Origin of the sequence: Rhodococcus sp. KRD175 (assembly GCF_017168275.1) — a bacterium.
In the GTDB taxonomy this organism is placed as follows: domain Bacteria; phylum Actinomycetota; class Actinomycetes; order Mycobacteriales; family Mycobacteriaceae; genus Rhodococcoides; species Rhodococcoides fascians.
The window spans coordinates 30,879-43,758 of the sequence record NZ_JABFAQ010000010.1 but is presented as its reverse complement, the minus strand read 5'-3'; the positions used below and the strand labels follow the sequence as shown (position 1 = coordinate 43,758).

Sequence of the window (12,880 nt, the reverse complement as noted above, 5' to 3'; positions counted from 1 at the left end):
CTGCGGAGCTGGCGTGGCAGGACTGGCTCGGCACAGCGACGTTCGATCGCGGCATCGACGACCCTGCAGGGGAAGACTACTGGGGTCATCGGTGGACCAGGCGGTGTTGCCGGTGTCGGCGGTCACGATGCGCGCTGTGTCGCCGTCGACGGTGATCGCGTATCCACCGGATTCGGAGATCGCACCCGTCAGGTCGGTGCGGTGTCCGTCGGTTGCGGAGATGGCGGCCACGGCTGCGGGCTTTGCTGTCTGCGAGCAGTCGGCGTCGATCAGCAGTCCGGACCCGGTCAGGCAGCCTGCAGTGGAGACCGGACCCCATACGAGGTCGCCGGTGCGGGTATCGCGGGCGGTCATCGTGGCCGGTGCACCCGTACCGGGATCATCGATGTCTTCGGTGATCAACAGCTCACGGTTGTGTGTGCTGGTCACCGCGAACTCGTCGCGATCGGCGGGTACGTCCACGCCGAATCGTGGTGTGCCGGTGTCGTCGAGTACCTGCACCCGGTGCGAACCGGATGCGTCCGAGGAGTCGACGACCCCGACGAACCCGTCCTCGACGATGTGCGGCTGCGACAGGAACGGGATGGACCACAGGGCCGTGTCTCCGAAGCCCGGCGGCGGCGCGGCCGGCGACGACGGATGCGCCGCCGGATCGGTGCCTGCGGCGTCGGGAGCAGGTGAGGAACTGCACCCCGACGCCAGCGCGACGGCGCACAGTGCAACGGTCCCCATCATCGCCGCCGCTCTGCCGATACGGTGCGCGCCCATCTATGCGGTGGTGCTGTCTCCGCCGAGTGCCATGATCGCGCTCTGCAGCAGTGCAGTGGCCCGGTCGGCGACTTCGGCCAGGCCCGCTGCATCCGAGAGACCCACCATCACTTGGGGGTTCATCGCTTCGACGATCGTGCTGCTGCCATCGGCTCGCACCACCACGTTGCACGGCAGCAGCAACCCCACCTGCCGATCGGTGTCGATGGCAGCCTTCGCCAGCTGCGGATTGCATGCTCCGAGGATGACGTAGCGTTCGATGTCGGCGTCGATCTTGCTCTTCAAGGTCGACTGCATGTCGATCTCGGTGAGCACTCCGAATCCCTGTTCGGCGAGTGCCTCACGGGTTGCGTCCACGGTTTCCTCGAACGGCATGTCCACGCGGGTGCCGATGGCCAATGCGGTCATAGTTCCTTCGGTTCCTTTCGATCGGTTCGGGTGTCGGTCACCCGATGGTCGGTGCGCGGGTGAGTAGGCGCCCGCCCGGTCATGCTGCGCAGGACGCGGAGGTGCAGTCGCGTTTGCGCCATCGCACGATCACCGCTGCCGTCAGCATCGCCAGGGACACCCCGGCAAGGATGGGTTGTATCGGTGCCCACAACCCCAGTGCACCCGAGGTGCCGAGCGCAAGAAGTACCAGCTTGTTGCACACCGGACATCCGACGGCGAAGAAAGTCAGGACCACACCGAGAGCGGCGGGTGTGCCGGTCCGCTCGACCTGCGCGGGTTTGTCGATCCCGAACCACAGTGCGGTCAACAGGGCCGTGGCCAGCAGAACCGGAAGCTCCCACGCCCGCACCGGCACCTCACGGCCGAAGATCGGCGTGTCGATGATGTCGGTGGGAATGCCCACCACCAACACCGTGACCACACCGGCGACGGTGCCGCGTGCCGCCCGCATCCCCCAACCCCGGAAACGATCGGACTCGGCGATCACCCCGTCATCGGAACGGCCGGCAGCATCGACGTCGAGGCGGTCGGAGGTGGCGGGCTCTGTCATCGGCTGGGATCTCCTACGAGTTGTAGTTGTGTGAGTAGGGTGACACTGTGAGGCTATACCCAGATGGGTATCGCTGCCAGTGTCCGACTGCCGAAAGGTATTGCATGACTTCGACATCTCGCTCCACTCGCCGCCGTGACATCGTGCTCCTGGCCATCGCCGTGGTGGTGGCGGCCGTGCTCGTGGGAGCTCTCGTACTCGGAACGACCGGTGGCGACGAGCAGTCGGAGGCGGCGTCGCCGGCCGCCGGGTCGAGCAGCGTGAGCGGACCGCCGGTGATGGGACCGCTCGGCGATCTTGCGCACCGCGAGCCCGATGATCCGATGGCCCTCGGCGATGTCGACGCCCCGGTGGTGATGATCGCCTTCTCGGATTTCCGGTGCCCGTTCTGCGCCCAGTTCAGCCGGGAAACCGAGCCGCAACTTATCGATCGATATGTCGATACCGGCACCCTGCGCATCGAATGGCGAGATCTACCCATTTTCGGGCAACAATCGTTCGATGCTGCCCGGGCCGGACGCGCCGCCGCCGCCCAGGGCAAGTTCTGGGAGTTCACCCGCGCCGTCTACGCCGATGCTCCCGAAACCGGTCACGCGGACCTGACACTGGAGTCGCTGCAGAGCTACGCGCAACAGGCCGGGGTACCGGATATGGCTCGGTTCACCGCCGACGCCACCGGCACCGCATTCGACGCCGCGATCACCGCCGACTCCACCGAAGCACAGTCGCTGGGTATCCCGGCCACTCCGGCGTTCTCGGTCAACGGTGATCCGGTTCTGGGCGCGCAACCGTTCTCGGAATTCGTCGATCTGATCGACGCGGCAGCCGGCGCGTAGGGCGGCCCGCGATGTCGCAGATCGGACTTCTCGGAGCATTTCTCGGCGGGCTCCTGGCGTTGGTCAGTCCATGTTCGGCCTTGCTGCTGCCCTCCTTCTTCGCGTACGCCTTCGACGGGGCCGGCAAGCTCGCCGGCCGCACCGGGATCTTCTACCTCGGGCTCGCGGCGGTCTTGGTGCCCCTCGGTGCCGGAGTCGGGGCCATCGGCTCGGCGATCACCCGGTATCGCGAGGTCACCACCATGATCGGCGGTGTGGTCATCATCGCCCTCGGGGTGATGATCATCGTCGGTCGCGGCTTCGCGCTGGGGTCCGCGCAGAGAGCAGCCGCGCGCATCGACGTCTCCTCCACCGGATCGGTGTTCGCCCTCGGCGCGGTCTACGGGCTCGCAGGATTCTGCTCGGGACCCCTGCTCGGCGCGGTCCTGACCGTCGCCGTCGCCGGCGGTCAGGCCGCGTACGGCGGAGTTCTCATGGCGCTCTACGCAGCGGGGATGGTGATACCCCTGTTCGTCCTCGCGCTGGTCTGGGACCGGTTCTCGCTCGGATCACGAACGTGGCTGCGCGGCAAGGAAATCAGCATCGGACCGCTGAAAACGCATACGACGTCTCTGATATCGGGGGTGCTTTTCATCGGTATCGGAGTGCTGTTCCTGTTCACGGAGGGCACAGCGAACCTCGGCGGCGTCATGGGTGTCGACAGTCAGTACTCGCTCCAGGTCTGGATCAGCGACGTGGCCGACGCGGTACCGAACACCGCAGTGCTCCTGATCGCAGTGCTGGTGATCATCGCAGTGCTGACGGTGCGCATCGTCCGTGGTCGAGGCCGCGACACCGCAGCCGAGTCCTCCGAGCTCGGCGAACGCGAGAACCGAACGCCCTGAGACGGTGTGCCTACGGCACTGGAGCGGGCTGTGATGTCAGGTGTAGAGCTGTGACCACCCATCTCGCTGACGTCGAGCGAGATGGAGTACTGCGGCGGGAACCACTTCGACACCCATCAGCAGATCGTCGTCACCGAGCCCTCTGCCCTCCAGACTGTTGCGGCATGCTTTCACCGTGATGGAGGCAGAGTCGATCAACGCCCGCATCTCCAGGGAGATATCCGAACAGCGCAAGGCCGCATCGAGGCCCGGTCCGAAGCACACGACTTCGATCGTCACCGGCTCTGTCGCAGCATCGAGAAGGTTGTGGATCGCTCGCACCACGGCGGTGGGTGTGGTGTTCACCGCGAACACCACGCGCAGGGGAGTCGGATGATCGGTCACGTGAAGGTTCCGTTCTTCAGATCGCGGTGAGCTGCGGTGCCCCAGGGCTGTGCGTGGAGAAGGACATCGATGGCCCGACCCTCGCCGACAGGGCGGACCAGGTGTCCCAGTTCGCGGACCTGCAGTCCGCTCGCGGCGCGGGCGAGGTCGTCGATGGCGGGCAGGATCGACGGATCGGGTGGGCCCCCGACACCGTGAGTGAAGTTCTCGAGCGCATGGCCGAGATACAACAGCCGTCCGCTCGGTGCGAGCCAACTCGCTGCACCGGCAATGACGGCGACCAACTCGTCGACCGGTAGATGCAGGAAGCCGATGGCCACCAGATCCACCGGTTCGGATGGTTCCCAGGTCCGAGCGTCGGCGACGGTGTAGTCGATCGACCGATCCTCGCCGCCGCTGCGTGCCAATTCGATTGCCACAGAAGAAAAATCGACAGCGTGCACTGTCCAGCCCGCGTCGGCCAACCATCGAGCGTGGCGGCCGTCTCCACAGCCCAGGTCGATCGCCCGGCCCGGCATCAGCTCCGCGAACCGCGCAGACAGGGCAGCCGCCGGGGCCGAGCCCCACGGATGCTCGACGCTGCTGTAACGCGCATCCCACTCAGATGAATCCATCTACGCACATTCCTCCAAGACACGGACCGGGTAGTACTCGAATCCGCCAGAGTACCCCCAGGGGTACCTGAATGGTGCGCAATGTCGAAAACGTCGATCTGCACGCCATCGCTCGTAGCGTGTCGAGCCAAACCCGAACAACAGACGTCCCGACGCCGAGGAGGACCTCGAGGCGCGCACTATCACCGCCCTCGAAACCCGGCCACGCGCGGACCATCGGATTGCGCCGTTCTCCTCGACGTCGACGGGCCAGGCGCACGAGTTCCGCTGCAGTGCAGTCGATACCGGCGCTCGTCGCAGAGTACGACACCAGACGAAACGTTCACGCACCGTCGTTGTAACTGTCAATCCCGGTGACGTTGCCGTTCGCCGGTGTCTTGGTCGACATCGATCACCACGTCCGGTGAATCGGGGTGGTAGCGGACCATATTCGGCTCGGCAGCCTCGCGTCGAGAGCTATCACGGAACGACAGCCAGCAACCCGCGAACAGCAAAAGGGTGACGATACCCGCGACGAGGGACCAACCTTCGAAGCCGCCGGCGAGAGCGGTGAGGAAAACCCCAGCCGACGCTATCCCCGCCATCAGCAACAACCACGCCGCATAGTTTTCGGCCACCCGCGTCCAGACCTGCGCACGACCAGGGCGTCCGGTGTCACCGGACCTCTGCGGATTCATTCTCGTTTACCTCCTTCGGTCGAAGTCGACCTGGACGCCGACTGTCACTGAAAACTTGCTGTGGGTTCACCCAACTCCGCGACCAGCTATGTAGCGGCGACCGACAACCCGGTTCGTACGCGATGAGCTATTGCGCAGTATCCGGTTACCACGAAGACACATCCACATTGGTCGTCGGCTCGGTCAGCCACCAACCACAACGCCGCTGGATGCGGTGAAATAGACGAGCATCAGCGCCAACAGCAACCATCCTGCCCCTTGCCAGATCGGCCATACTCCACCTGCACGCCACACCCGAAAGGTCCGTCCGAAAGCGCCCAGCCCACCAACCAACAACACCGTCGGAGGGCCTACTGCCAGGACCAGCCGTTCCGGATCCCGGCAAACGCGGAATGCAGCGTCCTGACACTGCTCAGCCTGGCTACCTCCAGAAAGCAACGAGCCGACGGCAACGACAGCAGCAACGGCGATCACCACCGCGGTGTACAGACTCGCTCTACGGAACTCCCGAGGGTCGTGCCACCGTTTTTCGGTGTCAACACTCACAGCGGCTCCCTTCCTCCTGGCTCGACAACGGCCCACAGAAGTCATAGCCGTATCCGATACACCCAAACCTCGCGCAGCGCAGACGGAAAAGTCAGCAGAGACCACCACGGGTCGGCATGCCAGTAATCGATCCCCAGGCTGCCCGACAGGCCAGAACGGCAGCCGTAGACCGAGACATACTGCGTATCGCAAACAGCGCCGGCGAAGCAAAGATGGCGACGGCTCGGCGGACACACGTCAAGTGCACGAGACATGACGATGTTGGACGTGCAGACAGAAGAAAGTCCGCGCGCGAACATTTTCACCGTTTGTCGAATTCAGAAGTGGACTGCATTTCTGGGTCATCCAGATTCGAGTGTGCGGCTGTTGCGATGACGCGGGACAGCGAAGTTGAACCTGGTCAGCCTGCGGGATCGAACTGCGGCACGTCGAAAACCTGAAGAGAACTAGCTACATCAGTGGGAAGGTCAGCGGCGATCACTTCTAGCAACCGCTTAGTACGAAGCAGTTGGTTCACAGCCAGCTCGGCTAGACTCTGTGTATCGAAGTGCGCCACCAAGGTCGGACTGAGTTCTGCGGTTCTCGCCGCATCGATAATCTGCGGGTACCCGATTTTTCGCTCTAGAACGGCCCGACCGTCTTCTCGATGATGGTGCACGATTGTCACGCCAGCGGATTCGGCCCAGGCCTCGGCGAAAGTTGCGACTTGAGATGAAGCAGATACTGGGACAAGCGAACTCGCCTCTCGCAACATCTGTGCAACCAACCCGAAGTGTGTGAGGGTGAGATCGTCTTGCGTCAACCGGATGGAATCAGGGATCGGCTGGGAGTTCGACAATGTTTGCCAGAACAATTCGGGATAGGACGAGGCCACCGACAAGAGAGCCGCAACGTCGCACTTGTTCGGTGTCGGCGGCAACTCATGTTCGACGCCTGCAGCCGCCAGAACCTGTCGGCATGTGTCGAAGGACTGAGCGAGCAGGGCGCAGATCGAGACAAGCCATGGAAGTGCCTGCCTCTCGACTCGGCGGTTCTGCCACCGCGCTATAAGCAAATTCGAGAACACCAGGCCAGGACCGACAAGGAAGAGAGCAGCGCACACGCTGATCCAGAAACTTGCGCTGTTGGGCAGGGTCAGACCAGCGACCAGTGCGGCCAGGCTGAGAAGTATCCCGCCTACAGCAACCGTACGCGGAACCGCCTCTTGGCGCGGACCGTCCCACCAATCCTTCACACCCATCTACCGATTTTGTCATTGATTCACACCACTGATTCAAGAGGGCACGCCGAATCGTTTCAGTTTGCAGGACAACTGCATCTCGAGGCAGTCGGCCTGACCGGCTTGCTGCGGTTTGGGTGCGCGTTTGACCAGGATTGAAACGATCCGCCCTCTACAGCAACCTCACCCTGGCGCGGGAAGAACGAGACGCTCTCGCGGTCGCGAGAAGTGATTAGTGCAGTCCACTTCTGAAACAGTGCAGTCGTCTTCTGAAACTGACAAATGCTCTCGAAGTGCTGCGAGGTGAGGTGTCAGCGACGAAACAGAGAGCGGAAGAAGCTGCTGCGTGTTGCTGGATTTGGCGACTCGGTGGAGCAGGTGCACTGCTGCGATTGCGGAACGTTCGCCATGACGCTGTCGATATGGCGACCGCAACCGGCCCAGGTGGTCTTACCGCATGCCGGGCACGAGGTGGGGGAGCACACAGGTGGTCCTTTCGGTCGGTTCGGTACCCACTGTGGCATATACCAAGGGGGGTATGTAAGTACCCTAGGGGGTATCCGACCTGATCTGGAATCGAAGTCGATGAGAAGACGGGTGCAATAGGCACCACACGGCCTGTCGTGGTTATCTCATAGGTGTGTTCAGGCAGCGGAGTCGTCAAACGCTCAGCAGTGGTCGTCGAGGCGAGCCACCGAGAGCTGGCGTCTACGGCTCACGGTGCGTTTCCCCATGGCCAGCAGTACGTGTGGCGTGGGTCAGCAGTGAGTGCGGCGTATGACAGATGATGACGTGTGGTCCGGAAAGCACGCCCGAGCGCACGATGCCCCGGTCCGCTCACTCAATGCGTCGGTGTTGCGATGGAGGATCGACACTGCACGGTCCATTCCACTGTTCGATCCCGACGACGGCGGCGACGCGGCTCGCTGTCTGGTGCTGTTGGAGTCTCCGGGGCCGAAAACGATACGTCCGGGCGGGACCAACATGTGTTCGTTCGACAATCCAGATCGAACGAACCCCGTGCTGAAATCGGTGTTCGCCGACGCGGGTATCGACCGGGTGCAGTGCGTCAAGTGGAATATTGTGCCGTGGGCAGTGCTCGATGACGCCGGTCATCCGGTATCGCCGACGGCATCCGTTCTCGGTGAGGCGGGCCCATATGTCGGCGAGCTTATGGCCTTGCTGCCGAAACTGGAGGTGGTTTTCGTTCTTGGTGCGAAGGCTCTCGATGGCTACATGCGCGTCATCACTGCATCTGCTCCCACCCGCCTCCTCCCGGTGATAGCGGCACCGCACCCCTCGGCTCGCAACGCACACGCACCGGCGGCTGCTCGCCAGCGGTTGATCAACGCAGCACTGTCGGTCGCAACGCACCTGGAGAAGGCACCTGAACCCCGCACTGTGCTGAGGTAGGGCGGATCGTGCTGCTGCTGCCTCCGACCGGTCAGTCCTGGTGGGGCTGGCGTTCGCCGGTGTCGGTGTCGATGTCGATCACCTCGTCCGGGCTGTCGGGGTGGTACTGGATGATGTGTGGTTCGGCGGCACCCCGGCGTGCACCGTCTCGATATGAGAACCAACATCCCGCGAACAGCACCACTGTCACGATCGCTGCGACGACGGTCCAGCCCTCGAACCCGCCGGCGAGGGCCGTGAGAAAGGCCCCCGCAGCAGCTGTTCCCGCCATCAGCAACAGCCAGGTCAGATAATTTTCGGTGACTCGTGCCCAGACGCGTCCGCGGCTGCCCCGTCTCGGGGTATCGGAAGTCGGTGTGTCTGCATTCGGTGTGTTCATCGTGATCGTGAGTCCTTTCCGGGGTCAGTGGTCGATTGGATCAACGCTGTTCGTTCGGTATCAGCGTTCCGAGTGGGTACTACCCGGCGGTCGGTTCAGCTGGGTTGAAAAAGTTTTCCTTGCACGCTGCCGCGGAGAGTGTGGGCGGCGACTGTGCCCCAGGCTGCGAGCAAGGCCGCATACAGTCCGATTGCAAGGGCCTCGACCGCGGCCGACCCCAGAGCGCCGCCGAGGGCAGTGGCACCGGTGACGCAGGTGCCGATGGGGAAGGTGAACGACCACCAGGTCAGTGAGAATGTCAGTCCCTTCTGGGCGGCATGGATGGTGAGGGCGGTTGCGAGGGTGAACATCAAGACGCCGAAGCCGCCCATCGTCAGTCCGTACAGAATGCCGAACACGTGCAGGCCGGTTGCGACGGAGGCGGTCTCGCCGGTGAACACCAAGGGTGCATCGTTGCCGAGCAGGTTCGCGGCGGTGATCGATTGACCGATCATGCCGAGGGTGATCCACACCGTCGGTGCTGCCTGGACCGGCGGGATTCCGCCGTGGACGAGCCGTCCGTAGATGAGCGTCATGGTCAGCATTCCGATGATCAGTGACAGCCCGAACATCGCGTAGCAACCGGACAGCATGGCCAGGCGCCATTGCCCATCCGCGATATGAGGGAGCAGCAGCGCACCGGTGGAGGCGGACACCATCGGCGGTACGACGGGCATCAACCACGCCGGGAGTGCGACGGCGGTCTGGTGATCGTGGGCGGTGATCATCAGGTAGGGCACGAGAATGCTGGTGATCAGCCCGAGGGCTGTGCCAGCGGTCCACAGGACGGCAAAAATCACGGTTGCGGGCGCCGCTCCGATGACGTCTTTGCCCAGCAGCATCGTCCCGGCACCGACGGTCAGCAGCGCCATGGGGGGTGCGCCGTAGAACTGCACCATCACCGGATGCGCGGCGTGCTCACGCGCATACTGCCGGTGTCGGATCCAGTGCACTGCGAAGGCACCGGAGAGTGTGATCAAGGCGACCGACGCTGCGATCCACACGATCGTTGCGAACACGTGCAGTCCGGGGATGTGGGCGGGCAGGGTGGCGGCGGCGTTGGCGACGATACCGGTGCCCATGACCGAGGCGAACCAGTTGGGGGTGATGTGTTCGAAGATCTGGCTCGGGTGGTCGAGGTCGGAGAGCACCGGCCACTTGCGCGGCCGCTCGGTATCGTCGCCGCGCCGAGACGTGATGGAGGAGCGGTGCAGAGCTGTCGTGGTCATGACTTCCAGCGTCCTCGCACACAGTCGTCACCGGTAGACACCGATTACCTGGCCGGTCCCAACCTCAGGTTATGACTGCGGGGATTTGAGGGCGACGACGAGCAGGTCGCTCGACGGTCCTCGCAGTTCACGGCCCGCGGGCCACACGGCACGCAGGAACCGGCGCAGGTCGAGCCCCTCTGTGTGAACGCGGGCCAGCGTTCCGGCGGCGATCTCGGCGGATACCGCGAGGGAGCTGAGTACGGCCGGTGCGAGGCCGCCGATGACGGCAGCTTTGATGGCAGTGGTGGAGGACACCTCGAGCAGTGGCGCGGCGAGTGGGCCCGCAGTCCGGAGCGCACGTTCGAGCGCGAGACGTGTGCCGGACCCGGGTTCGCGGGTGACCAGCGGTGTCGCGGCCAGTTCGCTCGCCGTGATCGTTCGTCGAGCCCATTGATGATCGGGGGCGACGACGACGACGAGTTCGTCGCGGGCAACGTCCTTCGAGTGGAGTCCGCTGGGCAGATCGGGGCTTTCGACGAATCCGATGTCGGCGCGGCCGTCGAGCACCGATGCGGCTACGTCGACAGAGTTTCCGGAGGTGAGAGTCGGTGTGATGGAAGTGTCGTGGGAGCGCAGTGTGATGAGCCATCGCGGTATGAGGTATTCGGCGATGGTGAGGCTTGCGGCGATACGAATGTGGCTGTGGCGGTCGGTGCGCAGCATTGCGATGCTCGTGGCGAGCTCGGCGGCTTCGGCGATGACGCGCTCGGCCCAGCCGGCGACCAGTTCGCCGGTTGCGGTGAGGGTGGCACCTCGCTGCCCGCGATGCAGGAGTGCTACCCCGATGCGGCTTTCGAGTGCTTTCAGGCGTGCGCTCGCCGCTGGCTGCGACATGTCATGCGCCTCCCCTGCGCGTCCGATGCTTCCCAGCTCGGCGACGGACAGCAATAATTCGTAGCTGATCAGGTCGGTCACATGGGTCGGCAGGGGCACGGTGCCAGCGTAGAGACTGCAGTCGTAGCGGGCGCGGAGCCCACAGGCGCGTTTGCCGGAAAAGTCCCCATTCGATGCTCAATGCTCGCGGGAAGTGGAACGGGGTCGCGGCACTGGATCCCGTGGTTCGTTCACCCTCACTGACGCCACCTGCTTTTATCCAGTTCTCGTCACCCAGGATTGCCTTGGTTCGTGCGAGTTGTTTCGAACTTCACCGGTGCTCTCGCAGCGTGAGCTGGGACAAGGCAGGGGATGAGTCGGACGTAGGCGACCATTCCGATCAGCTCCACCAGTGTCTGCGTCACCACGACCACGGCAGCAAGAGACAGTGCTGGTGGCAGCGCGAGCGCCAGCGGCAGAACGACCAACGAATTTCGGGTGGCACCGGAGAAGATCAAGGCCCGAGCGTCCGGGACGTCCAGGCGGGTCACTCTGGCCGTCGCCCATCCGACAACCGCCATGATGACCAGGAACGCGACGAAGATCGGCACCGCGGCAAACAGCTGGGAGCCTTCGGAGCGGACTGCGTCGATCTGCGACGCCACGACGACGGCAAGAGTGGCCATCATGACCGGCACCATCGCCGCGGCCATCACATCCATGATCTGGGTGCCGATACGCCGACGACGCGCAAGTGCTTGCGTCAGGGCCGCCAACACCAGAGGAACAACGATCAACAGCACGAACGCTTCGACGAACGGTGCAATGTCGATGATCTCCACCAGCTCGGACCCGACGAACAACCACAGGTAGAGCGGCAGGAACGCGATCTGCAACAACATCAACAGCGGCGCGCTCGCGAGGAGCCGTTCCGACGCTGCACCGGCCAACCCACTGAAGACGATGACGTAGTCGATGCAGGGAGCCAACAACACCAACAGCACACCGACGAGTACCGCCTGATCAGCAGCAACGAACCGGGTCAGAGCGAATACGACGATTGGAACGAGCACGAAATTCAGTACTACGACGCTGAGCAAGAATGTGCCGTCGCGCAGCGATGCGCCGATGGCGGAGAACGGAACCGCGAGGAACGTAGCGTAGAGCAACACGATCAGTACCGGATTGATAGCAATCTCGAACGCATGCGCCGACGACGGCGCACCCAAACCGACACCGCCACCGATGAGCAGGGCCAGCAGGTAGAGCGGGATCTGGAACTTCTCCAGCCACGCCACCACCGAGGTGGTGCTCGATATGTTCATGCGGTGCCCACCGCGGTGTTCGCTGAGATCAGCCAGGTGCAGTCCGGATTGCATGGCGTCGGCGCGTCGGGTGTGTCCCCGAGCCGGGCCAGCGCGTCGGTCAAACTCTCACGCAGAGCGGTCAATTGAGCGATCGATTCGTTGGCGTGCGCGATGTGGGACTCGATGGCGGGGCCGAGTTCGGCTTTGACTGCTGCGCAGGAGTCTTTCTCCCAGACACGAAGGAGAAGTTTGATCTCCGGCAGCGACAGGTTCAGGCTCTTGGCGGCGGTGATGAACGCCAAGCGTTGCCGAGCGCGGTCGTCGTAAACGCGGTAACCGTTCGCCGAACGGTCCGCCGGGAGCAGGCCCTCGCTTTCGTAGAACCGTAGCGTGGTCGCCGGGACGCCGGTCGCCGATGACAGCTGTGAAATGCGCAGAGCGGACATGCGCACGAGGATAAACCTTCGAGTCGGGTGGAAGGTCAAATCCTTGACCTTCCACGCAGGTGCTGGGGCTAACGTCGGGCCATGTTCCCAGCGAGACCGCGCCCGGACGTCCGGGCGCTCATCCGTCTAGACCTGACGCCTCTCAGCGAGATGAAGGCCCCGTCGGCGTGCACGCTCTCAACGGCTGACCAACCTGAGGGTATCGAGTTGTGGGCAACGATCCTCACCTGCGCTACCAGCCGCGGACGGTCGACGGCGGACTTGTATTCACCTTCCCGTCACGT

15 protein-coding genes and 1 pseudogene are annotated in these 12,880 nt (G+C 63.8%); 3 read left to right on the top strand and 13 right to left on the bottom strand.

Features of this window, described 5'->3' with window-relative positions; translation table 11 throughout:
- The 3 genes and pseudogenes from J1M81_RS16350 to J1M81_RS16340 all read right to left on the bottom strand — a co-directional run.
- Positions 1-768, bottom strand: a pseudogene (locus J1M81_RS16350) (hypothetical protein); the annotation flags it as partial.
- Entirely contained in the window at positions 769-1,176 is a 408-nt protein-coding gene (locus J1M81_RS16345) for a DUF302 domain-containing protein (RefSeq protein ID WP_032370109.1), read from the bottom strand.
- A 79-nt stretch (positions 1,177-1,255) separates the two neighbouring features.
- Positions 1,256-1,768, bottom strand: a complete 513-nt coding sequence (locus tag J1M81_RS16340; RefSeq protein WP_032370110.1) for a hypothetical protein — start codon at positions 1,766-1,768, stop codon at positions 1,256-1,258.
- 104 nt (positions 1,769-1,872) lie between these two features.
- On the opposite strand from J1M81_RS16340, the gene J1M81_RS16335 reads away from it, so the two are divergent.
- Complete coding sequence (locus J1M81_RS16335; protein WP_032370111.1) at positions 1,873-2,604, top strand: thioredoxin domain-containing protein; 732 nt, start codon at positions 1,873-1,875, stop codon at positions 2,602-2,604.
- Between the two features lie 11 nt (positions 2,605-2,615).
- The gene (locus J1M81_RS16330; RefSeq protein WP_032370112.1) at positions 2,616-3,488 is read left to right on the top strand and encodes a cytochrome c biogenesis CcdA family protein; all 873 of its coding nucleotides are present in this window, start codon (positions 2,616-2,618) and stop codon (positions 3,486-3,488) included.
- A 36-nt stretch (positions 3,489-3,524) separates the two neighbouring features.
- Here the strand turns inward: J1M81_RS16330 and J1M81_RS16325 are convergent, their stop codons facing one another.
- The 5 genes from J1M81_RS16325 to J1M81_RS16305 all read right to left on the bottom strand — a co-directional run bounded on the left by J1M81_RS16325 (position 3,525) and on the right by J1M81_RS16305 (position 6,949).
- The gene (locus tag J1M81_RS16325) at positions 3,525-3,872 is read right to left on the bottom strand and encodes a DsrE family protein (RefSeq protein WP_032370113.1); all 348 of its coding nucleotides are present in this window, start codon (positions 3,870-3,872) and stop codon (positions 3,525-3,527) included.
- Complete coding sequence (locus J1M81_RS16320; protein WP_032370114.1) at positions 3,869-4,486, bottom strand: bifunctional 2-polyprenyl-6-hydroxyphenol methylase/3-demethylubiquinol 3-O-methyltransferase UbiG; 618 nt, start codon at positions 4,484-4,486, stop codon at positions 3,869-3,871. Before J1M81_RS16320 ends, J1M81_RS16325 begins: the two co-directional genes overlap by 4 nt.
- Positions 4,487-4,830: 344 nt before the next feature.
- A complete protein-coding gene (locus J1M81_RS16315) occupies positions 4,831-5,163 on the bottom strand; it encodes a hypothetical protein (RefSeq protein ID WP_052066937.1) in 333 nt (110 codons plus the stop codon).
- A gap of 183 nt (positions 5,164-5,346) precedes the next feature.
- Positions 5,347-5,709 carry a hypothetical protein gene (locus tag J1M81_RS16310; protein WP_080729194.1) on the bottom strand — a complete coding sequence of 121 codons (363 nt, stop codon included), beginning with the start codon at positions 5,707-5,709 and terminating at the stop codon, positions 5,347-5,349.
- 400 nt (positions 5,710-6,109) lie between these two features.
- Positions 6,110-6,949 (bottom strand): hypothetical protein, encoded by an 840-nt coding sequence (locus J1M81_RS16305; RefSeq protein ID WP_032370115.1) that lies wholly within the window; start codon positions 6,947-6,949, stop codon positions 6,110-6,112.
- A gap of 756 nt (positions 6,950-7,705) precedes the next feature.
- Between J1M81_RS16305 and J1M81_RS16300 the strand changes: the two genes are divergently transcribed.
- The gene (locus J1M81_RS16300; protein ID WP_051364861.1) at positions 7,706-8,341 is read left to right on the top strand and encodes a uracil-DNA glycosylase; all 636 of its coding nucleotides are present in this window, start codon (positions 7,706-7,708) and stop codon (positions 8,339-8,341) included.
- A 31-nt stretch (positions 8,342-8,372) separates the two neighbouring features.
- On the opposite strand, the gene J1M81_RS16295 is transcribed toward J1M81_RS16300, so the two are convergent.
- The 5 genes from J1M81_RS16295 to J1M81_RS16275 all read right to left on the bottom strand — a co-directional run bounded on the left by J1M81_RS16295 (position 8,373) and on the right by J1M81_RS16275 (position 12,596).
- On the bottom strand, positions 8,373-8,720 hold the full coding sequence (locus J1M81_RS16295) for a hypothetical protein (protein WP_051364864.1): 348 nt from the start codon (positions 8,718-8,720) through the stop codon (positions 8,373-8,375).
- 95 nt (positions 8,721-8,815) lie between these two features.
- Positions 8,816-9,988: a TDT family transporter gene (locus tag J1M81_RS16290; protein ID WP_080729195.1), complete on the bottom strand. Its 1,173-nt coding sequence runs from the start codon at positions 9,986-9,988 to the stop codon at positions 8,816-8,818.
- Between the two features lie 69 nt (positions 9,989-10,057).
- On the bottom strand, positions 10,058-10,963 hold the full coding sequence (locus tag J1M81_RS16285; RefSeq protein WP_230074817.1) for a LysR family transcriptional regulator: 906 nt from the start codon (positions 10,961-10,963) through the stop codon (positions 10,058-10,060).
- A 170-nt stretch (positions 10,964-11,133) separates the two neighbouring features.
- Positions 11,134-12,168: an arsenic resistance protein gene (locus tag J1M81_RS16280; protein WP_051364866.1), complete on the bottom strand. Its 1,035-nt coding sequence runs from the start codon at positions 12,166-12,168 to the stop codon at positions 11,134-11,136.
- Positions 12,165-12,596, bottom strand: coding sequence for a MerR family transcriptional regulator (locus J1M81_RS16275; protein WP_027494242.1), 432 nt, complete (start codon positions 12,594-12,596; stop codon positions 12,165-12,167). The genes J1M81_RS16280 and J1M81_RS16275 overlap by 4 nt, the downstream gene beginning before the upstream one ends.
- Between the last annotated feature and the right edge of the window lie 284 nt (positions 12,597-12,880).

What these genes read in the sequence shown, in the direction of transcription:
- J1M81_RS16335 (WP_032370111.1), top strand. Translation starts at nt 1,873, where the DNA reads ATGACTTCGACATCTCGCTCCACTCGCCGCCGTGACATCGTGCTCCTG.
- J1M81_RS16290 (WP_080729195.1), bottom strand. Translation starts at nt 9,988, where the DNA reads ATGACCACGACAGCTCTGCACCGCTCCTCCATCACGTCTCGGCGCGGC.
- J1M81_RS16305 (WP_032370115.1), bottom strand. Translation starts at nt 6,949, where the DNA reads ATGGGTGTGAAGGATTGGTGGGACGGTCCGCGCCAAGAGGCGGTTCCG.
- J1M81_RS16275 (WP_027494242.1), bottom strand. Translation starts at nt 12,596, where the DNA reads ATGTCCGCTCTGCGCATTTCACAGCTGTCATCGGCGACCGGCGTCCCG.
- J1M81_RS16280 (WP_051364866.1), bottom strand. Translation starts at nt 12,168, where the DNA reads ATGAACATATCGAGCACCACCTCGGTGGTGGCGTGGCTGGAGAAGTTC.
- J1M81_RS16295 (WP_051364864.1), bottom strand. Translation starts at nt 8,720, where the DNA reads ATGAACACACCGAATGCAGACACACCGACTTCCGATACCCCGAGACGG.
- J1M81_RS16315 (WP_052066937.1), bottom strand. Translation starts at nt 5,163, where the DNA reads ATGAATCCGCAGAGGTCCGGTGACACCGGACGCCCTGGTCGTGCGCAG.
- J1M81_RS16340 (WP_032370110.1), bottom strand. Translation starts at nt 1,768, where the DNA reads ATGACAGAGCCCGCCACCTCCGACCGCCTCGACGTCGATGCTGCCGGC.
- J1M81_RS16345 (WP_032370109.1), bottom strand. Translation starts at nt 1,176, where the DNA reads ATGACCGCATTGGCCATCGGCACCCGCGTGGACATGCCGTTCGAGGAA.
- J1M81_RS16300 (WP_051364861.1), top strand. Translation starts at nt 7,706, where the DNA reads ATGACAGATGATGACGTGTGGTCCGGAAAGCACGCCCGAGCGCACGAT.
- J1M81_RS16320 (WP_032370114.1), bottom strand. Translation starts at nt 4,486, where the DNA reads ATGGATTCATCTGAGTGGGATGCGCGTTACAGCAGCGTCGAGCATCCG.
- J1M81_RS16330 (WP_032370112.1), top strand. Translation starts at nt 2,616, where the DNA reads ATGTCGCAGATCGGACTTCTCGGAGCATTTCTCGGCGGGCTCCTGGCG.